Raw genomic sequence first — 19509 nt, 5'->3', positions numbered from 1 at the left:
AATGACGGATCACCTCCTGGACTCTGCCGCATCACTTCTCGATGCCGGTGACGCGTGCCGCATCGCCCATATCCGGACGGCCCGTTGGATCAGCCATCCGGTTGCAAGTCGCGCCCATGACGCCATGCGTCTGCTGCTCGATCGGCCAGTAGCTTTGCGCCCCAGAGGGCTCTTGCTGACGGGCCCTTATCATAATGGCAAGACGATGATCGCCGAACGCTTCGCGATTGAACATTTGCGTCAGTCAGAACGTCAAAGGATCTGGGTGATCCAGACCCGAGAGGGTGCCGGGCTGTCTCACTTCTATGCCAGCATTCTTGCCGGGTTGCGCGCGCCTCAGGCGTCTGGTTGGCGGAGCCTGTCGCGCGCGGGCGAGCAGGTGGATCATTTGCTGGACAACTTGAAACCCCGCCTGCTCATCTTCGATGAGTTTCACAGCGCCCTTCGAGGGCGCCGACAAGACGTGAAAGCTATCTTTTCGTTCCTGCGCCGTATCGCACGTGTCCACGACATCTCGCCCGTATTGGTCGGCGAGGTTGCGGTCTATGACGCGGTACACGACACCGAGGAAATGGGATCGCGGTTCGATACGATCCCTGTTCCCAGATGGGCGTATGACGAGGATTTCGCGACGCTCCTCGATAGTCTTGAGACCAGCATGCCTCTCGCCCGAGGCTCGGACCTGTCGCGACCGTCACTGGCTGAGATCATCCATGAATTGTCAGAGGGCTTGATCGGAGAGGTCGTCGATATCGTGAGCAACGCGGCTATCACGGCGATAAGGAACGGCGAGGAACACATTTCTGAAGCGACCATCACCTCGCTTGGTTACACGCCCCTGTCGAAACGCCGAAATGCTCCTTTGCGCCGCGAAATGATGTGACCCAGTCTGCGTCCGAGATCACAGTCACACCTGCGCGCGACTACGGCAATGAGGTGGGGCAAGGCTGGCCCGGCGTTGTTGCACCGGCACCCGGAGAGCTTCTGTCGAGCTGCCTGCATCGGCTGGCCATGGCCAATGGAATTCCACCTCAATATTTTGGGCGGGTTCTGGATATCGTAGGAGGAGATTGGTCTGCGAAGCTTGACCGAGACCTTCCCGGGCGAACCCTCAGTTTGCTAGTCGAACGAACGGGGTTGCCTGCCGAGGACATCGATGGCCTGGCTTTGAACCGCGACCCACTGGCCGGGTTGCGTTTGCGGCAGATCATTGGATCTGGGAGCGCCCGCACATCGGCGTCATCGACCAATCGCCTACAATACTGCCCAGTGTGCCTGAAAGAAGATCACGAGTCCTACTTCCGGCGGGGCTGGACTTTGGTGACGCGTGTTTCCTGCTTTCGGCATGGATGCCGCTTGCGCGATCACTGCCCTACCTGCTGGGGCGGCATCGCGCCTGCTCGACAAAACCGGCTTCTGCCGCAACATTTCTGCGTCTGGTGTGATGCCGATCTGCGAAAACCCACCCTGCCCGCCGAGTATGATGTGCAGCGTCTCGAACGGCTCATCGACGATTTGCTTCGAATGCATGTTGCGGGACATGGACGGCATGAAAATCCATCCCTGTCCGACATGCTTGGGACGACTTGTTTCACGTTCAATGGCGAGCCGACGTCAATTTCGCGCTTGCCGCACCGGGTCCGCTACGCATTGTTCCGCCAGTTGGCCGATGGATTGACGCACCTCCAAAAACGTTCCAAGCATCCTGCAATTGATCTCTGGACCCGCATTGCACTGGCTGCGCCCAAGCATTCCGACTTGGTGGCATCATTGAGTGCAGAGATCACGTTACAGATCACACCGGGACCAAAGACGCGCTCCAGACATCCTGATTTGGCGGACTTACAACAGGTCATCGTTCGCCTTCATTCAAACCGCCGCACATCATTGGCAACGGCTATGCCTGCGAATTGATGACCCCTGCATCCTCCATCTGCTCCCGATCGGGCAGGTCCTGCAGCGACTCCAGATCGAACGCGACCAGGAACTGCTCCGTCGTCACATAGGTATAGGGTGCTCCACGCCGCGGCGACCGTGGGCCGGTTCCGATCAACCCGCGCGCGTGCAGTCGCCCGATCAGATCGCGGCTGATCTCCTTGCCGAAGATGTCCTTCAGCCCGTCCCGGGTGATCGGCTGGTGGTAGGCGATGGCAGCGAGCACCGCGACATCATATTCGTCCAGGTCCAGAAGCTGTTCGCCCACATCCGCAGCGGCCCTGATCGCTGGGGCGTAGGTGGGCCGCGTGCGCAACATCCAGCCGCCGGCCACCTGCGCCACTTCGAAGGATCGTCCTTCGAGATCGGCGACCAGGTCTTCGACCAACAGATCGACCGAAGCCCCCTGCCCCACCACGCGCGCGAGGTCCTCGCGCGGCACCGGCGATGCACTGGCGAAGAGAACGGCTTCAATCCGCCGCATCCATTCACGCCAGCGCAATTCGGTTGGCAGATCGTCCAATTCCCGATCGAAGTCAGTTTCGGCGTGATCCTTGGCCATCGCTCAGATCCCGTAGAGCCGGAAGGTGTCGCGGCCGGTCAACTCGCGTACCGCGACGAGATCGACCAACCGGTCACAGAGCCGTCGTGCGGACCGGTCCGGAAGTGGCAGAGCCGCAGGCGCGACGGCATCTTGGGTCAGGAACATCGAGACGGCGGCCTCCGCGCCTTTGGCGCGCAGCTTCGGAGCGACCGCTTTGAGATGCGCTGCCCGCCGCGCGAGGTCAGTTGAGAGACGCACGGCATCCACCGCCGATGAAACGAGCGCACGATGACAAGCCGAGCGTAGGTCTTCGCCTCGCTTGCGCATGTCGGCCTGTTTCAGGCCTGCGGCCAGAAGCGGCACGACATGATCCCAACCAAGCGCCTGAGCGAGGGTCGCGTCAGCAAGGACGAGCGCGGGCACCTCGGCACGGGGGGCATCGTTTAGTACCGCCTCCAGCACCATTGCCGCGCGACTGACCGGTGCCCCCTGCCCGGCATCGAGCCAATGCGCGATCTGATCACCCTGAAGTTCAGGCAGCGCCCGGACCAGAGCTTTCACGGTCACCGGCCTTTCCGTGGCACGACGCCACGCCAGACAGGTTTCGCCTGCCGGGCCGGGCAGGTCGCCGGGGCGCAGCAGATGGACCACGTCGCGCAGCTCCCTTGCCCGCTCCGGCCGACCCAAAAAAGCGACACAAGCCTCCGTTGCGCGCAGTGCCAGCCGATCCCGTAACAAGGCTTGGGGAACCGCCTCTCGCCCCAACACAAGATGCAGGTGGCTCAGTGCTGCGCCCGACAAAAACGCCACATCTTCAAGGGTTTCGGCGCGTGCCGAGGTGACCCAGGGCGGCATCCGGGGTAAGCTATCACGGTCGCTGTCGAAGGTTGAGCGGGCATATGTCATGCCACAACACTATCTCGCGGCGGCGCTTTTGACTACCATATAGTGTAGAAACCGCCCCTCTTTGTCGAACCTTTATATGTCCAATAAGTTTGCAATATCGTGCCCTTCGTGAGACATAAAACATCCGCTACGCGCGACAGGTGCAGCGACATAGACAGTGTTTGGACTACGCAGACAAGATTCCTTATCCTTAGCGCGTAGTTTTGCATTCATCATATTGATATTGTTAACTTTTACTTGACTGAGCGTAAGTTTCCCGCCCTCGGATGGTCTGGACCACTCCGACGCCATCATCAGCGCCTCATCGCTCGCCAAATCGGCGGTTTGGAAGGCGAGAAAATTGGCCTCTTCGGCCTGTTCGGTGTCGGAAACACCTTCTGAGGCCCCCTGCCCTTCCCCACTATCGAGTGACGCCAGATCGCTACGGCGAAGCACCTCCAACAACCGGCTGCTGCTTTTCAACTGACGCTCGGCTTCGGTCGCCATCTCGCCCTTCTTCAGGTGATCAAGGTGTTGCCCGGTGCCCTCGCCTTTCGCCTCACGCACTGCTTCGAGGATCCGGGCCTTTGGCACACCGTTTAGGTAGGTATCGACCGTCGGCTCCCATCCCGCCTCGTCCATGTCGAGGTCAGCCGCCTGGGCAAGCAAGTGGGCTTGCGCCATCCTCCGTGTCAGACCACTGGGAAGATGCCGGCACCGTAGGCCTTCACCTTCTCGTGGAGTGCGTTGATCCCAAAACTGAGGTAATGCGCGAGCAAGGACAGCCGGCCCCCTTGATCAAGGGAGGTCAGGTAGTCCCAGAGGGCGGCATCGTCGCCAAGCGATAGGTCGGCCTCCCACTCCGTGTGGCGTTCGTCCATCAGCTTGGCCGCCACGCTGTCCTTTAGATCGCGCGCGTGCGCGGACATATAGACGTGAGGCACCGAAGCCTCGAGGCAGTTGCCGCCGAACTGGACGTCCTGAAGGTGTCGTTGACGAGCTTCAGAAGCAGCAGTTTCAAGGCGCCGTCAGGCGAACACCCGACAGCTTCGCGCAGTGCTAGTGTCCGGTGCGCCGTCAACTCCATCCAGCCGCTCGGGCACCCTGCCCCGCCCCACATCTGTCGAATTCCTGACCTGAGTCCATAAGAGCTTCTACGACGAGATGCTTAACGAGTTTCGGATCATTGAACATCCAGACAGCGCACACGAGCCCATCGTTCCAGAACGCATGCGTCAGGATGACGATCGGGAAGTTACTGTTGGGCGCCACCTACCTTTTTCACCGTCGCGCGTCGCGGCATTCATGGATCACTTTGACAAACGGTTTCAGATTGCGGCGCGGTCCTTGAGCGGACGGATCATCGCGATTGCATCCGCCCATCACCGGCTGAACTACATCCACCCTTTCCCAGATGGCAACGGACGTTTCAGCAGGATGATGTCTCATGATATAGCCCTTACAGCTGGGATTGAAGGCCAACGGGCTCTGGTCCTTTTCGCGTGGACTGCCCCGCGGGCTGACCGATTTGGGCGAGAATAAACGAATGATGCATCTTGCCGACAGCCCCCGACGAGGAGACCGTGACGGGCGCGGCGAATTATCCGAGACGGCATTGAAGACGTTCAGCGAATGGCTCCTAAAGGTGACACTCGGCCAGATCAGCTTTTCGGCAAAACTCTTCGTTCTTGGCGAACTGGATCAGCGGTATCGTCGTCCTGTTGCAGAAACCATCGATGACAAGCGAGCGCCGGAACTGATCTCCGCCGTTCTTCGGTACGGCGCCCTCGATAGGGACGACGCGCAGATTGTGCTCAAGACGTCCGAGCGTACTGCTCGCAAAACGCCGAGCAAACTGACCGCTGCCGGATATCTGGCTTCCACCTCGCCCAAGACGTCCGTTTGGTTGGCGTTTCCGTTGGATTATCGAGAACGGCTCTTTCCAAACCTTTTTGGCGATGCTGACCTGGCGGTGGAGCGCTAGAATTACAACGAGAGAACACTATCGTATCCTGCAACGATTGGCGTCGGGAACCACTGTGTCCATTTGGTGCCCAATTTGTCCACCGCGGTGGACATCTTCTGTTCCGAGGCAAGCTAATGATTGCACATCTTCCCTTGAGCTGGTCTTGGCGCGACCGCCTTTGTAGCTCTCGGAAAGATGGCGCTTTCATAAGCGCGGTTTTCAGTCGGACGTCCACCGCGGTGGACGCTAGCCGACACACTCGTTGGTCTTGGACAAGCGTTTAATCAGAGCGGCCGGATCAAATTGGGGTTGACGTTGGCCCAGAGTGATACTGTGAAAGTAGGCTCCAAAATCTCTGATGCGTTGCCCTAGCTGTAGCATGATGAAAATCGCGCACGAAGCCTTCTGTGCTCCTATAGTTTTCTTTGCTTTCTCGAACGTTTCTGGGTGAATGCCCATCATCGGCGCAAGTGTTCGGGCATGGTTTTCAATGTCTAACCAACTTCTAAGTTTCTCTGTCGAGAAAGATGTCGCTTGATTGCAGACTGAAGTTAACAAGTCAGGAGTCAGGGCTTCAGTGCCTACGTTGCTTTCTAAATCTTTTTTTCCTTTTTCAGACTTAGATTGGTGCCGGACAGTTTGTCCGTCATTGGCGGGCAATTCCATCGTTTCTGGTGGGTCATCCGGGGTGGGCAAATTCTGGCATTCTGCGTCTGTGTCGGCGAGCAGTGCGCGGTATTCGGGGAGGCTCAGCTTCCTTCGTAGCGTTTTTCGTGCGTGGTTGATGAATGTGTTGCTGGGATCATGCTCTTCCAAATGGGCGAGCTTTGTAAGGATCTGTTTGCGGACAAATATCCGATCCCGCCGGTTATTCTCTATTTCTTGCGCGATGGTGATAAGCTCGCTCGCACGTTGGAGTAGGGGGGCGAGCGATAATCCATAACTGATGCACTCCCCGCCGGATGAACGAACGCGGTAGCGCTTTCGGTTCGAGCTGTCATTGCGCTTGATGAGTCCGAGTTCAACGAAGCGGTTGATGTGTCTGCGAAGTGTCCGTTCGTCGATCCCGCCAACGCGATGGCAAATGGAGTAATTTGATGCAAAAACCGTTTCGCCATGGCCAGGCTTCAGAAAGCTGAGCATTGCTTGAAGGGTCTGGATGTGACCAGGGCGAAGCCCGAAAACGCTGCGCGCGTCTCTCAGTGCTCGGAAGATGGTCCAGATATCGATTTCAGATGAGGGAGTTGAGCCGCGCGATGCATCGGCACCAGCAGCCTCGATTGATAGTTTTGTAAATGCCATGGTTTGATCACGATGACCGTTTGGCCCACAGCTTCCCTGTCTCTTCCCAAGATTTCATCTGGGAAAAGGCAATAAAAATCAGTTCACCGAATCGGTGACTCTTGACCGGTTTACTGGAGGTTGCTACATCATGAGTGCTAATCGAATGATGAGGGCTCTCCAGGGGAAACTTTGGGGGGCTCTTTTCTTTCTGGCCGTCGCTTTTCTCCTTTGCTCGGGTTCCTCCATGTGGCTTGGGTTAGGACCCAGAGCCGCTCTCATTCCGCCACGTATCGAAGAGTTGCAAAAGCGCAGCTTCCGCATGCTCCTCGAGCCACTGGCCGAATTCAGGGTTGTCCTTTTTGGCGATCTTGATGGCGATCGATTTCTGATCGACTGTCAGCGTTCCGACAGTGTCGCCGCTCTCATTCTTGACGACGGACGTCACGTCGCGATTGGCCGGTTTCTTGTCTGCTCGCGCCTTGTGCGAGCAAGCAGAATAGACCGCCTGAAATCTCTCGGGGCTTGGAGTGTCGTCGGGCAGGGCGGCAATCACCTCTTTGGCCGAATTCACCAAGTCTACCTTGTCCGATAGGGCCGCCAAATCACCCCACTGCCGTCTTCCGATGCCATGTGCCGGCCCGATAAGCTGAACAAGCCCATCAGGCAATTGATCGATAACGACTCGGTGGTTGGACACGCCTTGCCGGGTTAACCCCAAAGCATCCTGAATGACACTAGGTTTATATCCAATCTCCTGCATCTCTTTGATAAACATAGATTTTTCTATGAACGACGGATCGAGTCGAAGGTTGTTCTCCTGACCCTGTGCAATAAGCGAGGCGTCGTCGTCTAATGTGCGAACGATTGCCTTGACCGGTCCTCCGATCTTGCGGATCGCCGCCAGCCTACGGCGCCCGTAGACCACGCGATATCTGTCGGGTTGGCCCGATGGGCGAACCATGATCGGCACTTGTTGGCCATGCTTGCGAATGCTCTGGGCAAGCTCGTCTATGCTCGTATCTTCCAGCACCAACCGATCGCGAAGGCCATCCATGTCAATCTGATCGGGTTCTATGTCCCGGATCGAATTGGCCGTGATTTCGCGCAACGAGTCCCGTAATCCACCAACAGAGCCGGGCAGTTTTGCAGCTTTTTGCAAGGTAGGGGAGGGAGCCGCGCTCTCTTTTTCGTCCTTCGGAGGTTGGTTGAAAATGTTTCTGGCCATCAGCGACGCCCCCATGCCATTTGAATCGTCTGCTCCAGCTCATCGGCAACGCCGTTCACGCTGGTCAGAGCGCGATCAATCGTTTTGCGGATGAACTGGCCGGGATCAACTTCATAGACGGTTTGCTGGGTCATTCCGGCGTCAGAGATTGCGGTAGACTTTAGCATTGGCTCGGTCATGACCTGGCCGGCGAGAATTGATCTCAGGTAGCCAGCCATTTGGGTCTGTGGCCCGTCCGACGGCTCATATCTAGTGATCAAAAATTTCACGAAATCCCATGTCACACGTCGACCGATCGCTTCTTCCACTGCCTTGACCGTTTCTGACGCAAGTTTCAGGAATTGGCTCATGGAAGCGATGTCCAGCATGCCTGGTACGACCGTCACCAGGAGCCCCGTAGAAGCCGCCAATGCTGTGAGGGTCAGAAAGCCGAGTTGAGGGGGGCAGTCGATCAGTACAATGTCGTAATTTGCCTCTACCTCCTCGAGGGCCAAGGCGAGGCGCTCCGCAAAAATGGGCTGCATCCGACGGGCGAGCGCGTTTGCTGTCTCGGTTTCGTACTCCGAGAGCATCAAGCCCGCCGGAACCATGTCGAGCTTGTGAAAGTAGGTCTTCTGGATCACGTCAGCGAGCGGAACTTGGTCCTCATACCTCAGAGCATCATAGATTGTTCCGCCTTCGGCGAACTCGAGTTCAGGCCGAAAGCCGAAAAATGTGGTCAAACTTGCTTGCGGATCGAGATCCAAGACCAAAACACGGTAACCGCGCAAGGCATACCGCTGTGCAAGATGTATCGTCGCTGTTGTTTTTGAAGAACCACCTTTGAAGTTCACGACGGACAGCACCTGAAGCCGGTCGCCATCGCGTCGGCCTGGCCGATAAGATTCGGCGTTCTTTCCCGTGCGCTCCAAGATGTTGCGCAATTCGTCTACTTCTTGGGCTGTGTAGAACCGGTGCCCGCGATTATCAGTATGCACTTCCGGGAAGCTACCGTCCTTGTGCCGGTTGCGCAGGTTAGACGTGCTTACACGCAGGAGACCGGCAACTTCGGTCGAGCTGAAACGCCGCAGGGCTTTACGCTCTTCGGGTTCGAAGGCGATCTTCATCTGCCGATCCAGGGACTCGGCCAGATTGTCGGCAAACGTGCCGATGTCAGAAGAGCCTATGCCTTGCGCATATCCAACGTTACGATCATCCATATCCTGCCGCCCGCTCTTGGCCTCTGTAAAGGCTCTTGATCATTTTGACGGCGCACAACGTGAATGACGCAATTTGCCGTCAGAATGGGAATGCCACGATCCAGCGAGTCCGGCAAGAAGAATCTAGATGTAGTACAAAAGTTATCCACAGCACCAATTGCGATCAATCTGTTGGCGCTTATTTAAGTAATTGAAAGATTATAATATAATCTCGATCCAGTAGATCGTTTCTTGCGAAAGCAGGGCAAACTTACCTGCTGAGAAACCGGCTTGGTATCATTGGTCGATGGTTCCGCTGGATCAATGCGAACCGGATGATTCTTCAAAATATTGGACGACAACAGGTTCAGTTGCGATGGCTTGTAGGCACATTTTCTACGCAGTACCGGCACGGCGATGGGTTTGCTCTTGGAGCAAGATGGACGTACATTGAACGTCGTTTCTCCATACCTTGAGAGGACAAGATGCGGGTCGCCAAATTGGGGAATTATCTGGCTGTCCGTTTGCCCGCCGACCTTGTGCGTGAACTTGGCTTGAAGGATGGTGATGAGATTGACCTGTTAAAGGACGATGAGACTGTGCATGTTCGGCGTCAGCCTCGCGCGGATGAAATCTTCAAAGCACTGAAGCGGTTTCGGGGCAAACTGCCCAGTGAGACGCGTCTGTGCCGCGACGCTGTGCACGAGCGCTGAAATCGCCGAAACGAATGCCGTTTTTTTCTGATCGCGGATGATCCAAAGGCGGATCGAGCGAGGACATCCAAGGGCAGGGGCCCTGGACTTGAATGAGGCTGTAGTAATGCAGGGTTCAGCCGTGAGACCACCGCATCCTCTCTTCTGGAAAGTTATGACATGGCTGTTTTGCGAAGGAGCAAGCCGCTCGATGCTTTCCAGCAGCATTCTACACTGCCTTAAGCTTTTAGCCGGATGCCCTAGCAATTGGGCTATATCCAAGAGTGGCACAAAGTGGTTTGCTTTAAGCGTACTTTATGTGCCATTGACTTATATGCCAATGAAGCATAATTGGTAATCCGAGATGACACGACTGCAGACGGTGGTGGAACTGCCCGAATTCCAAAGGCGCGCCAAAGCAATCATGTCGGAACAAGAGCGCGAGGCTGCAATCAACTTCATTGCTGCTAATCCTAATGACGGAGTGTCACTCGGCGGCGGGCTTCGCAAGGTCCGCATCCCAAGAAGCGGGGGTGGCAAGAGCGGCGGCTTCAGGACGTTGTATGTATTTGGTGGGAACCATATGCCAATCTTTCTGATCACGGTCTTCGCCAAGAATGAGAAGGCCAACCTGTCCAAGTCTGAGCAAGCCGCGGCAGTTGAAATGAGCAAGACGCTTGTCGCTAAGTATGGAGACGGAACATGACTGCATATGAATCGGTGTCGAAGGGCCTGGAGGAGGCGTTGGCATTCGCCGATGGCGACGTGTCCGCCGCCAAGGTTCATGAGGTATCTGTTGGCAATGTCGATGTGGCCGAAGTTCGCCAACGAACTGGTCTCTCACAGACCGAATTCGCTCGAAGCATAGGAGTAGCAAAGGGCACGCTCTTGAACTGGGAACATGGGCGTCGACACCCGACGGGCCCTGCTCAAGTCCTGCTGGCCTTGATCGCAAAGAAGCCATCGGTGGTTCAGGACCTATTGCGAGGGGCTTGATCCGTGGCGCACGCGATCCCTTTGATACTCCTGTCGACGATACCCTGAATGAAGCCTGAGAACTTCTGAGCTCGGAAGCACGGTGAGTGATGTATCATCGGTTAGGAGATAGCGGTAATCCTACATCTACTCCAACATTCCTAGCTTTTCTGCACGTTCAACCAACATCTTCACCGAAGGCGGCTGCCAGCTGGTGCGGCCACGCGGGGTGTGCTCACGCATGGATTCCAGCCTTTCACAAATCGCCTGTAGCGTGATTTCTGGGTCCGCGCCTTTGATGGCAGCCACGATAGCCGGCAGGCGGTCGTCGGTTTCGCGGCGTCCGGCGGGGCCAAGCACTTCATCGGGCAGAAACCCGTCGCGCGTATATGCCTTCACGGCGCGGAGCAGTCGGCTTTGGGTCCAATGACGATCTGGGGGCAGGGGGCCCATTGATGATCCGCAGCACGTCTTCCCAGGCCATATACAGGCGCAGGCGGCGCACATGGGGCACCCTATCTTGCGCGGTCTCGTTCAGGCGCTCCATGTAGCCGTCCTGTCGCGCCAGCCGCACCTTGCGCAGCGCGGCGGGGTCTTTGGTGCGAAGCCCAAGATTGCATCCAACGCGCCCTTTGGCGTGCGCAGAGGCGAGCCCGGCCTTTGTGCGTTCGCGGATCAGAGCGCGTTCGAACTCGGCCGCAGCGCCCAGAACCTGCAGCGTAAACTTACCCTGTGGTGAGGACGTGTCGATTGGGTCTTGGAGCGAGCGGAAGAAGGCGCTTTTGGCCTCCAGTCGCTCAATCACCTTGAGAAGATGCGACAAGGACCGCGCAAGCCGGTCGATCCGCACGACGACCAGTGTGTCGCCGCTCTGGACCCGCTCAATTACACGAGCAAGCACAGGACGCGCGCGATTGCCGCCAGAGGCGTGTTCTTCGAATATCTCGACGCATCCCGCGGTTTGCAGTGCCTCAGACTGGGGTAGGGGGATCTGATCTTCTGTCGATACGCGCGCAAAACCTATCAGGGGCATGAAATCGGGCCGTTTACAATTCAGGGTATCGCCAATAAACGACCATTTGACCACGGCGACGCAAGTCACCCTGCTGGCATTGACGGAATTCGGCCATTGGCATATATTGCCAATGATGGAGGCCCGCTACATGGTGACACGAAACGTCGTTCTGACCGAAACCCAAGACCAGCTGGTCCAGGCTTTGGTGGCATCGGGACGCTATCAAAACGTGAGTGAAGCAATGCGAGCAGGGCTACGGTTGCTCGAACAGGAAGAGGCTCAGTTCGCAGAAATCCGTCAAGGACTGCTCGAGGGATTGGCGCAGGCCAAGGCGGGCCAGTTCGCCGAAGGTAGCGGAGATGATGCGATCCGGCGCGCCTTTCGACAAGCACGCGCGGCTCCATGAGCCGATCCTTTCGGCTGACACGCCGCGCGGAGGCCAGCTTGGTCGAGATTGCTAAGTGGACGATAGCGAAGTTTGGGCACAAGCAGGCCGAACTTTATGAAACAGAATTGCTCAATCGTTGTAAGGAGATCCTGAACGGTCAGGCGCACAGCCGGAACTGTTCAGTTTTGGTCGATAATGCTGAGGATTTACGGTTTGCGAGGGCAGGGGAGCATTTTATGGTGTTCTTAGATCGGTCGAACGAAGTGGTCGTCGTCGATATCCTGCATTCGCGCAGCAATCTTCCACGCCAAGTTGCATCATTGACGGCACTTCGGCATGATTCATCATAGCCCTGCGGCTTTGGTCAGGTTCACGCGGAACCGATCTCGTCGGCGTTGGTAGCGGCGGGTCATTTCGGCCGAGGCGTGGCCAAGCTGTTTCTGGACATAGCGCTCGTCGACCTCGGCCGAACTCGCGAGACCGGCGCGCAGGGAATGGCCGGAGAAGAGGGCCGAGCGGTCTTTTTCTGGAAGGTCGGATCGGATGCCGGCATCGAGGACGCATCGCTTGATCAGCCGCGCGACATGCTTGTCGTTGAGCCGCGTTTCCAATGCGCGCTTGCCATCGCGTGAGGTGCCAACGAAGACCGGCCCGAAATCGATCCTGGCGAAGTGCAGCCATTGCTCGAGGGCGTGGACCGGGCAGCTCTGTTCCTTGGAGCCGCGGCCGATCTCTACCTCGCGCCAACCGGTCTTTGCATTGAGGGTCAGGAGGGCGCCTTTCTCCAGGATCTCGACCCATCCGCCACTGTCTGGCGTGTCGTCCTTACCCGCATCGAGGCTCACGATTTCCGAGCGACGAAGGCCGCCAGCGTAGCCCAGGAGCAGGATCGCGCGATCCCGCAGCCCGCGCAGATCGAAGGGCAAGGCGGCGACCATCGCGAGAATGTCTTCGGCGAGAATTGCGGCCTTCTGTACCGGCGGGCGCGCCTGTTTCCGCTTGATCCCCGCGAGGACAGTCGCGATGTGGCGGTTCTTGCGATCGAGAGTGAATCCCCTTTGTGCGTAGTTCCAGGCGAGACCCGAGAGGCGGCGGTCAATCGTGCTGACCGCGAGGGCAGGGGGGGGCCCGACCCGGCCGCCAGGTCCGCGAGATAGAGTCCGATCATCTCCGGGGACGGGGGCAGTGGCTCCGCGCCTTTCATGCGGCACCAGCGTGCGAAGTGGTCCCAGTCCTTGGCGTAGGCCTTGAGCGTGTTCTCGGACGCCGCAGCCCGGGCGTAATCGCGCGCGGTGTCGACCAGGCGATCCAGCGTGCCCGACCCGGCGACATGGGCGGGCAGGGCGATGCTATTGCCTGCCTCTTGTTCTCTCTCGTCGCCGCGCACATCATCGCGCGCACCGGAGGGCGCTGACGTCGATTTGTCGGTCTCTGAGTCCATCGCTTTCCCTGAAAATCCGCTGATTTTGAGGCTGTGCCGCAGCGTATCTCTTCATGTCCGATAAGGCAAACTTATTGGACATAGCGGAGGCCGGCAAGGTGGGGCGGTTTGCACATCATATTGTAGACGAAAGCGCCGCAAGGGACTAGTGTTGTGGCATGACATATCAGTCCGCCACCATCTCTGAGGACCTGAGCACCCTACCTCGACTGCCCTCTTGGGTCACCTCTGCGCGGGTCGAAACCCTTGAAGATGTGGCCTTTTTGTCGGGGGCGGCTCTCAGCCACCTGCATCTTGTGTTGAGCCGCGATGATTTTCCCCAGACCTTGCTTCGCGAGCGTTTGGCGCTGCGTGCGGCGGAGGCCTGTGTAACCCATCAAGCTCGAGCAGAACGGGCCAGTGAGCTGCGCGACGCGGTAGCATTTTTGCAGCCCGGCGACAGTCCGGGTCCCGCGGGTGAAGTCTATCTGCTCTGGCGCCGGGCGGTCGAACGGCCCGTATCTGTCAAGGCGCTGCATCGGGCATTGTCCGAGGTTGAGGCGGAGCAAATTGCGATTTGGTTGGACGTCGGGCAGGGAGCGCCGATTGCGCGAGCGGCGAGCGTGCTGGGGGCGGTCCTAGAGGATCGACCGCGAGACCACGCCACTGCGCTCGTTTTGGCGGACGCGGCTTTGGGGCAGGCGTTTGGCTGGGCCCACGCCCTCCCGCTCGTCGCGCTTGGCTTCAAGCGAGGGGACTTGCGGAAGACTGGTGATGAGATGCGCTTGGCATGCCACCGTGCGGTTGTCGCCGCGGCTGTCGAAGCGACGCGCGAAGCTGCCGACCTGGCACGGCGGGTGGCCCGGCTGAGAGACCTCGCGCCCAAGCTGCGTGCCAAAGGAGCGGAGGGAGCGGTCACGTTGTTTCTAAACCAAGACGCCGTGGCACCGGCGGCGCTGACGTCCCTCCGCTCGGACAGGGCGGCGCGCCGGTTTTGCGACAGGCTGGTCGAACTGGGTGCCGTGCGCGAGTTGACCGGGCGCGACACGTTTCGGCTCTATGGGGTGTGACGATGGCAAAGGATCACCTCGACAGCGATCTTGATCGAGAGTTGCAGGACCTGCCCGCCGATCTACGCTGGCGGGAATGGATGCGCCGGATCGAGGCGGTGCTCTTTGCGTCCGCTTCGCCGGTGCCGCGTGAGGATCTGGCCCGGGTGGTCGGGCAGGGGTTTCGATCGATCTCATCATCGACGATCTGGCTGCCGATCTTGACGGACGGTCGTTCGAACTCGCGAAGGTCGCCGGCGGATGGCTGTTGCGGACGCGGTCGGCCTATGCGCCAGCGATCCGTGCGGCCGCCGATGTGGGCGAGCAGGATCCCGATCTGCGCGAGTACGACGTCGCCGTGCTGGCGGCCATCGCCTATCACCAGCCGATCACCCGCGACGGACTCAAGGACATTTTCGGCAAGGAGATCAGCCGGGACTTGCTCGGGCGGCTGCATGCACGCGGTCTCATCGGCACGGGACCACGATCCCCACGACGCGGCGCGCCCTACACCTACGTGACGACAGAGCGGTTCCTGGTCGCCTTCGATCTGGGGACGCTCCAGGACCTTCCTGACCGAGAGCAGCTTGCGGATGCCGGATTGGCGGAAGGATGATGCCTGTGCGTCGTGCCATCCGCCCTATCGCTCAAATCTGCGCCATTCATGAGTTATAGAATGGCATCCTATAACTCACGACAAACTCAGGGCAGAGGATTGGCGGACCGGTGGTCAAAGCCGAGTCGTCTTCCAATCGACAGGTCCGTCGCAATCAGGGCGTGTTGATTTCGGCTTCCAGCGCCGAGATTGCGCTCATCACATCATCAAAGCTCGGCGCGTCGCCTATGATCATCTCGCGCATCCCGGCGTAATCCCGGCGGAGGGCTGCCTCGAGCGTCTCGTTTGGAAGCAGGCGCAGTGAGCCTGGCTTCGCGTCTTCGTATCTTGCCCACGCCGCCTTGAAGAACACCGACTTGTGGTGGCCGACCTCGTCGAGGAGGCCGATGTCGGCCAGCGCACGCGTCTTGGCATCATGCCCGATCAGCTGGGACATGTCGTAGTAGTGACGGGACATTCGGTCGGCGAGTGGTTTCTTTACATCCTGATGGAAGAGCATATGGAGGATCGTCGCTTTCTCCCAGAACGTTCGTTCGATCCCGAGCGTTCGGACATCGACAGCATTCAACCCAGGCAGATCAGGAAAGGCTTGTTGGACGTAAGTCACAATTGGCCGTAGTTCAGCCGGGAGCTGTGCCCCACGTGCGCCGAATTCGAACCGAATGACCGGCTGGATGTAGCTGTCACCGTCGGCACGTAGCGAGGGATAGGCGAACAGCACGGTTTGTGGGTCGCCCTCATCAATCGCGAGGGAGAATGGCTGTTCGAGGATTGCGGAGAAAACCGAATTTATCTCTTCAAGCAGGGGCCCGGCGACTGTGGCCTCGGCGGCATCCTGAAGGTCTTGCAGCAGAGATTTGCGTTTGCCGCTAGAGAGGTCAGGGTTCTCTGGATCGCGATCTCCCTCAAACCCGAGTTGGGTGCGGTCGAGCGAGAGATCCACGTCCTCGGAAAACCGGTGGATCACGTCGTAGGCTTTCGAGAGCGACGTGCCTCCTTTGAAGATCAGGTGATCGCCAAAGGAGGGCAGGGCGAAGAGATGCTGGAGCGACCAGCACACCCAAAAGTCCTTCTCGACAATGGCCTTGGCAAACCCGAGTTCCGATGCGGCTTGTCCAAAGGCTTCGTCACGATGCTCATGTGTGTCGTTCGCGAAAGCATCCATGCTCAGGCGTGTGCCACAATCTGCTGGACGACCGGATGCATCCAGGCCGGGGCATGTCGGCTTTGCTTTGCGAGCTGTGCTCGATCCTTGTCGTCCAGCGCCCGGGCGATCTTGCCGATCACTTGATCGTCCACGCGATCCTTGCCGACATAGCGGAGCGCCTGGAAAACAGTGCCTGTCTTCGACCCAGCCCCGACCAGTGTCTTCGGAGAGGCATTGCGGAACTGGATCACCTGCCGCCCGACCGTCTTCGTTCGGGTGGGCCCGTCGGTCATGTAGATCGGATTGGACGGGACCTGGGTGGACAGACCTAACTGGTTCGCCGCCATGGCAGGGGAGGGTTGCAGAACCTGGTTGTCCTTCCGGGCAACAGCGCACGCAATATCATCGGCGGAGGGTGCCAAGAGCCCGAAACGAGGGCTTTGCTTCGGATAGTCGTAGAGCCCACGTGTCAGCCGCCGGATTACACCTTGATCGGCCAGGCGCGATAACGCCTGATCCACGCTTGCGCGCGATCCGATATCGAGGAAGTCCGACGGCGCGAAGATGGCGCCTCGGCCCTTCCCTAGGATGCGTTGCTTGATTTTCGACGTGATCATGGGTCAACTCCATGTCAGAAAATATAGCATGTTTTTCTGAACGTCAAGTGGAGTGGTTTCGGTGAAAATTCGGCACAACGGGCGGAGAGTTGACCTTCGCTGCGGACGGTATGAATGTCGGCTGTCAGGACATAATCCTGCCATGCGTAACAAGTGCTCGATTTGCGCTAAAGCTGCGAAGCAGCTCCGGTATGAGGGCAGCAAGCGTCTGTTCATCGCAAATGCAAAAATATCGAGAAACTCTGGGAGAATTTCAAGGCAAAACAAATGGCGAGCGAGACACGCCACCATACCGAAATCCCTGAACGCCAGCGCAATGATGGAAACTTAATGTTTGTCCACGTCCCGCCAGTCACGGGATTGCGGCGGCGGCAGATTCAACGTTCATGAGGGGCGTCGTGTTTTGACGGACGCCCCCCGTTTGATTGCTGGCGCGACTTGGCACTGTCCTTCAGGACGCCGAGTTCGCCACGGGCTGGGATCTGACCACCCCTTCGTTCAGAACAGATACCGCGGCGCCCGCAACCAAGGCCCAGAAGGGCGCGCTGATGCTTAGGAACGACACGTTCGACATCGCCACTATCAGGGCGACGAAGGCTCCGATCTGGTGGCCCGCTTTCCGGTCGAAGGCGGACTGGAATGCGCTCAGTAGAACAGTGATCATCGCCAGGCCCGCCACCGCGCCGATCAGGGGCCCTGGCAGCGCCATGATGAGCGGCACCGCAACCCCGGCGAATATCCCAAAGACGGCGAAGAGCACGCCGTTAAGCACCGTGGCCGCATAGCGCCTTTCAGGATTCTCACCTGCCTGATCGGAGGAACAGATCGCGGTCATGGGCCCCGCGATATTGGCGTTATGCCCGCCGATGAACCCGGCCAGCATGCCGCCGATGCCCGAGATCACGGTCATAGCGTTGATCGGAGGACGGTAGCCCTCGGCGTAGAGTACCCCGATGGCCTGCGCGTTCTCGGCCCCAATCACGAGCACGGCCAGCGGCACGGCGATGGCCAGGAACGCGTCGACCGTAAAGACGGGTGCGGTGAATTCCGGTGCGACAAAGCTGATTGCCGCCTCGCCCCCCTGGAAGCCTCCGGTTAGGGCTACGGCCACGAGGCCGACGACCAGCGCCGTCAGCACCGGCGGGACGGCCCGCAGGAACCGCATCGACAGGAAGAAGGCGATGGTCGCCGCACCGACCACGATGGGCAGTTTCTCGATTGAGGTAACCGCGCCGATACCGAAACGGATGAGCGCCCCCGCGATCATCGCCATCACGATGGGCATCGGAAGCCAGCGCATCACCTTGCCGATTAGCCCGGTGATCCCCAGCACGAAGACCATCGCGCCCGCCATCAGGAATGCCCCGACCGCCTGTTCGAACGGGAATGTCCCAAGCGCACCTGCGACCAGCGCGGCCCCGGGGATTGAGTAAGCCCCCGTCACAGGCAGCTTGTAGTAAAGCGCCATGAATAGGCTGATCAGCCCGCCGAGCCCGTAGATCGCCAGAAGCCAGGCCACGGTCTGACCTTCGGTCAGACCGCCATTATTGGCGGCACCGATCACGATCAGAGCAGGCCCTGAGCATCCGAAGATGGCCGCGACCAGTCCCGCGCTCGCCGTTTTGATTCCCAGCGCGTCGCGCAGGCCCGAAAGGCCTGCGCCGAAGCCCGGTCCTTTCTCAATCCAGTTTGTCTTTTCCGTCCGTTCCATTTAGGTTTCCCTCCCTTGATTTTGGTTGCGTAGCCGTCTCAGCGGCCGGTAAATTCGGGCTTGCGCTTGGCGTGAAAAGCCTCGACGCCCTCGCGGAAATCTTCCGATTGACGCAAGCGGCTGTAGTTCAGCCCTTCCATCTCGATCGCGGTGCTGAGAAGCGCGTCGTCGGTATCGTTCAGCAGCTTCTTTGCGGTGCGTTGCGCAATCGGTGAAAATTCACGGAGTTCGTTCACGAGGTCGGTCACCGCCTGTTCGAGATCGCCATCTGGCACGCATTCGGTAGCGATGCCCCAGTCAAGCGCCTGCTGGCCCTTGATGCGCTTTGAACGCATGACGATGTCTTTCGTCCGTGTCACTCCGACGATCTTCTGCAGCCGGGCGGAACCACCCGATCCCGGGATTTGGCCAAGTTTCTGCTCGGGCAGCGCATAGCGGCAGGTCTCGGACACAATGCGGAAATCGCAGGCCAATGATAGCTCGAACCCCACGCCGAAAGCGTAGCCGCGATTGGCCGCGATCACCGGCTTAGAGCAGCGTGCAGGGGCCGCGACGTTCCAGGCGAGGTGCGAGACATGCTCGGGACTGGCCTCGAGGAAGCCTTTGATATTGCCGCCCGAGGAAAAATGCTCGCCCTCGGCGGAGACGACGATGATGCGCACGCGGTCATCTTCATCAAGTGCCTCGAAGACAAGGCGCAGCTGATCGCGGGCACCCATCGAGATCACGTTGTAGGGCGGCCGCGCGAGGACGATGTCCGCGCGTTCGCTGGCTTCATCGAGCTGAACGCGAAAACCGTCGAGCTTGGAGAGGCGCGGATCGGTGAAGGTCATCGTCTCGGTCATCGGAGTTTCTTTCATCT

General features: G+C 58.8%; 17 protein-coding genes and 5 pseudogenes. 10 read left to right on the top strand and 12 right to left on the bottom strand.

Annotated features, from left to right (window positions below; translation table 11 throughout):
- Nucleotide 1 precedes the first annotated feature (1 nt).
- Nucleotides 2-883 carry a TniB family NTP-binding protein gene (locus ACSQ76_RS22845; RefSeq protein ID WP_437158457.1) on the top strand — a complete coding sequence of 294 codons (882 nt, stop codon included), beginning with the start codon at nt 2-4 and terminating at the stop codon, nt 881-883.
- Nucleotides 880-1914: a TniQ family protein gene (locus ACSQ76_RS22840; RefSeq protein WP_437158456.1), complete on the top strand. Its 1035-nt coding sequence runs from the start codon at nt 880-882 to the stop codon at nt 1912-1914. Before ACSQ76_RS22845 ends, ACSQ76_RS22840 begins: the two co-directional genes overlap by 4 nt.
- Here ACSQ76_RS22840 and scpB (ACSQ76_RS22835) read toward each other — a convergent pair.
- The 3 genes and pseudogenes from scpB (ACSQ76_RS22835) to ACSQ76_RS22825 all read right to left on the bottom strand — a co-directional run.
- Complete coding sequence (scpB, locus tag ACSQ76_RS22835; protein ID WP_437158455.1) at nt 1898-2497, bottom strand: SMC-Scp complex subunit ScpB; 600 nt, start codon at nt 2495-2497, stop codon at nt 1898-1900. The two genes, ACSQ76_RS22840 and scpB (ACSQ76_RS22835), sit on opposite strands and share 17 nt — an antisense overlap.
- Before the next feature lie 3 nt (nt 2498-2500).
- Nucleotides 2501-3385 carry a DUF1403 family protein gene (locus tag ACSQ76_RS22830; protein WP_437158454.1) on the bottom strand — a complete coding sequence of 295 codons (885 nt, stop codon included), beginning with the start codon at nt 3383-3385 and terminating at the stop codon, nt 2501-2503.
- 279 nt (nt 3386-3664) lie between these two features.
- Nucleotides 3665-4451, bottom strand: a pseudogene (locus ACSQ76_RS22825) (DNA-binding protein); the annotation flags it as partial.
- A 5-nt stretch (nt 4452-4456) separates the two neighbouring features.
- On the opposite strand from ACSQ76_RS22825, the pseudogene ACSQ76_RS22820 reads away from it, so the two are divergent.
- A pseudogene (locus ACSQ76_RS22820) lies at nt 4457-5348 on the top strand (Fic family protein); the annotation flags it as partial.
- A gap of 228 nt (nt 5349-5576) precedes the next feature.
- Here ACSQ76_RS22820 and repC read toward each other — a convergent pair.
- From repC to repA, 3 genes are all read right to left on the bottom strand, one after another.
- Nucleotides 5577-6632 (bottom strand): plasmid replication protein RepC, encoded by a 1056-nt coding sequence (gene repC, locus ACSQ76_RS22815; RefSeq protein WP_437158453.1) that lies wholly within the window; start codon nt 6630-6632, stop codon nt 5577-5579.
- Nucleotides 6633-6870: 238 nt separating this feature from the next.
- On the bottom strand, nt 6871-7839 hold the full coding sequence (repB, locus tag ACSQ76_RS22810; RefSeq protein WP_437158452.1) for a plasmid partitioning protein RepB: 969 nt from the start codon (nt 7837-7839) through the stop codon (nt 6871-6873).
- Complete coding sequence (gene repA, locus ACSQ76_RS22805) at nt 7839-9038, bottom strand: plasmid partitioning protein RepA (RefSeq protein ID WP_437158451.1); 1200 nt, start codon at nt 9036-9038, stop codon at nt 7839-7841. Before repA ends, repB begins: the two co-directional genes overlap by 1 nt.
- Before the next feature lie 464 nt (nt 9039-9502).
- On the opposite strand from repA, the gene ACSQ76_RS22800 reads away from it, so the two are divergent.
- The 3 genes from ACSQ76_RS22800 (at nt 9503) to ACSQ76_RS22790 (ending at nt 10705) form a co-directional block, all read left to right on the top strand.
- Nucleotides 9503-9730, top strand: coding sequence for an AbrB/MazE/SpoVT family DNA-binding domain-containing protein (locus tag ACSQ76_RS22800; RefSeq protein WP_437158450.1), 228 nt, complete (start codon nt 9503-9505; stop codon nt 9728-9730).
- Between the two features lie 343 nt (nt 9731-10073).
- Nucleotides 10074-10415 (top strand): type II toxin-antitoxin system RelE/ParE family toxin, encoded by a 342-nt coding sequence (locus tag ACSQ76_RS22795; protein ID WP_437158449.1) that lies wholly within the window; start codon nt 10074-10076, stop codon nt 10413-10415.
- Nucleotides 10412-10705: a helix-turn-helix domain-containing protein gene (locus ACSQ76_RS22790; RefSeq protein WP_437158448.1), complete on the top strand. Its 294-nt coding sequence runs from the start codon at nt 10412-10414 to the stop codon at nt 10703-10705. The genes ACSQ76_RS22795 and ACSQ76_RS22790 overlap by 4 nt, the downstream gene beginning before the upstream one ends.
- Nucleotides 10706-10831: 126 nt before the next feature.
- Here the strand turns inward: ACSQ76_RS22790 and ACSQ76_RS22785 are convergent.
- Nucleotides 10832-11717 (bottom strand): annotated as a pseudogene (locus tag ACSQ76_RS22785) (recombinase family protein).
- A gap of 130 nt (nt 11718-11847) precedes the next feature.
- Here ACSQ76_RS22785 and ACSQ76_RS22780 point away from each other — a divergent pair.
- Nucleotides 11848-12105: a type II toxin-antitoxin system ParD family antitoxin gene (locus ACSQ76_RS22780; protein ID WP_437158483.1), complete on the top strand. Its 258-nt coding sequence runs from the start codon at nt 11848-11850 to the stop codon at nt 12103-12105.
- Entirely contained in the window at nt 12102-12437 is a 336-nt protein-coding gene (locus ACSQ76_RS22775) for a type II toxin-antitoxin system RelE/ParE family toxin (protein ID WP_437158447.1), read from the top strand. Before ACSQ76_RS22780 ends, ACSQ76_RS22775 begins: the two co-directional genes overlap by 4 nt.
- Here ACSQ76_RS22775 and ACSQ76_RS22770 read toward each other — a convergent pair.
- A pseudogene (locus tag ACSQ76_RS22770) lies at nt 12432-13528 on the bottom strand (tyrosine-type recombinase/integrase). The gene ACSQ76_RS22775 and the pseudogene ACSQ76_RS22770 overlap by 6 nt on opposite strands.
- A gap of 158 nt (nt 13529-13686) precedes the next feature.
- Between ACSQ76_RS22770 and ACSQ76_RS22765 the strand changes: the two are divergent.
- Together ACSQ76_RS22765 and scpB (ACSQ76_RS22760) are read left to right on the top strand one after the other, a co-directional pair.
- Nucleotides 13687-14577, top strand: a complete 891-nt coding sequence (locus tag ACSQ76_RS22765) for a DUF1403 family protein (protein ID WP_437158446.1) — start codon at nt 13687-13689, stop codon at nt 14575-14577.
- Between the two features lie 2 nt (nt 14578-14579).
- A pseudogene (gene scpB, locus ACSQ76_RS22760) lies at nt 14580-15172 on the top strand (SMC-Scp complex subunit ScpB).
- A gap of 154 nt (nt 15173-15326) precedes the next feature.
- On the opposite strand, the gene ACSQ76_RS22755 reads toward scpB (ACSQ76_RS22760), so the two are convergent.
- The 4 genes from ACSQ76_RS22755 to ACSQ76_RS22740 form a co-directional block, all read right to left on the bottom strand.
- Entirely contained in the window at nt 15327-16337 is a 1011-nt protein-coding gene (locus ACSQ76_RS22755; RefSeq protein WP_437158445.1) for a nucleotidyl transferase AbiEii/AbiGii toxin family protein, read from the bottom strand.
- Nucleotides 16338-16339: 2 nt separating this feature from the next.
- Nucleotides 16340-16936 carry a DUF6088 family protein gene (locus tag ACSQ76_RS22750; RefSeq protein ID WP_437158444.1) on the bottom strand — a complete coding sequence of 199 codons (597 nt, stop codon included), beginning with the start codon at nt 16934-16936 and terminating at the stop codon, nt 16340-16342.
- A gap of 451 nt (nt 16937-17387) precedes the next feature.
- Nucleotides 17388-18647, bottom strand: coding sequence for a benzoate/H(+) symporter BenE family transporter (locus tag ACSQ76_RS22745; protein ID WP_437158443.1), 1260 nt, complete (start codon nt 18645-18647; stop codon nt 17388-17390).
- 38 nt (nt 18648-18685) lie between these two features.
- Entirely contained in the window at nt 18686-19492 is an 807-nt protein-coding gene (locus ACSQ76_RS22740) for an enoyl-CoA hydratase/isomerase family protein (protein WP_152476994.1), read from the bottom strand.
- Nucleotides 19493-19509: the final 17 nt, after the last annotated feature.

The sequence above is a fragment of the Roseovarius sp. B08 genome (genome assembly GCF_051417955.1).
GTDB lineage: Bacteria > Pseudomonadota > Alphaproteobacteria > Rhodobacterales > Rhodobacteraceae > Roseovarius.
The sequence above is the reverse complement of the archived record's forward strand: the minus strand, read 5'-3'. Positions and strand labels throughout refer to the sequence as shown.

Coding starts and splice junctions, on each gene's coding strand:
- ACSQ76_RS22845 (WP_437158457.1), top strand. CDS start 2: ATGACGGATCACCTCCTGGACTCTGCCGCATCACTTCTCGATGCCGGT.
- scpB (WP_437158455.1), bottom strand. CDS start 2,497: ATGGCCAAGGATCACGCCGAAACTGACTTCGATCGGGAATTGGACGAT.
- ACSQ76_RS22830 (WP_437158454.1), bottom strand. CDS start 3,385: ATGACATATGCCCGCTCAACCTTCGACAGCGACCGTGATAGCTTACCC.
- repC (WP_437158453.1), bottom strand. CDS start 6,632: ATGGCATTTACAAAACTATCAATCGAGGCTGCTGGTGCCGATGCATCG.
- repB (WP_437158452.1), bottom strand. CDS start 7,839: ATGGCCAGAAACATTTTCAACCAACCTCCGAAGGACGAAAAAGAGAGC.
- repA (WP_437158451.1), bottom strand. CDS start 9,038: ATGGATGATCGTAACGTTGGATATGCGCAAGGCATAGGCTCTTCTGAC.
- ACSQ76_RS22800 (WP_437158450.1), top strand. CDS start 9,503: ATGCGGGTCGCCAAATTGGGGAATTATCTGGCTGTCCGTTTGCCCGCC.
- ACSQ76_RS22795 (WP_437158449.1), top strand. CDS start 10,074: ATGACACGACTGCAGACGGTGGTGGAACTGCCCGAATTCCAAAGGCGC.
- ACSQ76_RS22790 (WP_437158448.1), top strand. CDS start 10,412: ATGACTGCATATGAATCGGTGTCGAAGGGCCTGGAGGAGGCGTTGGCA.
- ACSQ76_RS22780 (WP_437158483.1), top strand. CDS start 11,848: ATGGTGACACGAAACGTCGTTCTGACCGAAACCCAAGACCAGCTGGTC.
- ACSQ76_RS22775 (WP_437158447.1), top strand. CDS start 12,102: ATGAGCCGATCCTTTCGGCTGACACGCCGCGCGGAGGCCAGCTTGGTC.
- ACSQ76_RS22765 (WP_437158446.1), top strand. CDS start 13,687: ATGACATATCAGTCCGCCACCATCTCTGAGGACCTGAGCACCCTACCT.
- ACSQ76_RS22755 (WP_437158445.1), bottom strand. CDS start 16,337: ATGGATGCTTTCGCGAACGACACACATGAGCATCGTGACGAAGCCTTT.
- ACSQ76_RS22750 (WP_437158444.1), bottom strand. CDS start 16,936: ATGATCACGTCGAAAATCAAGCAACGCATCCTAGGGAAGGGCCGAGGC.
- ACSQ76_RS22745 (WP_437158443.1), bottom strand. CDS start 18,647: ATGGAACGGACGGAAAAGACAAACTGGATTGAGAAAGGACCGGGCTTC.
- ACSQ76_RS22740 (WP_152476994.1), bottom strand. CDS start 19,492: ATGACCGAGACGATGACCTTCACCGATCCGCGCCTCTCCAAGCTCGAC.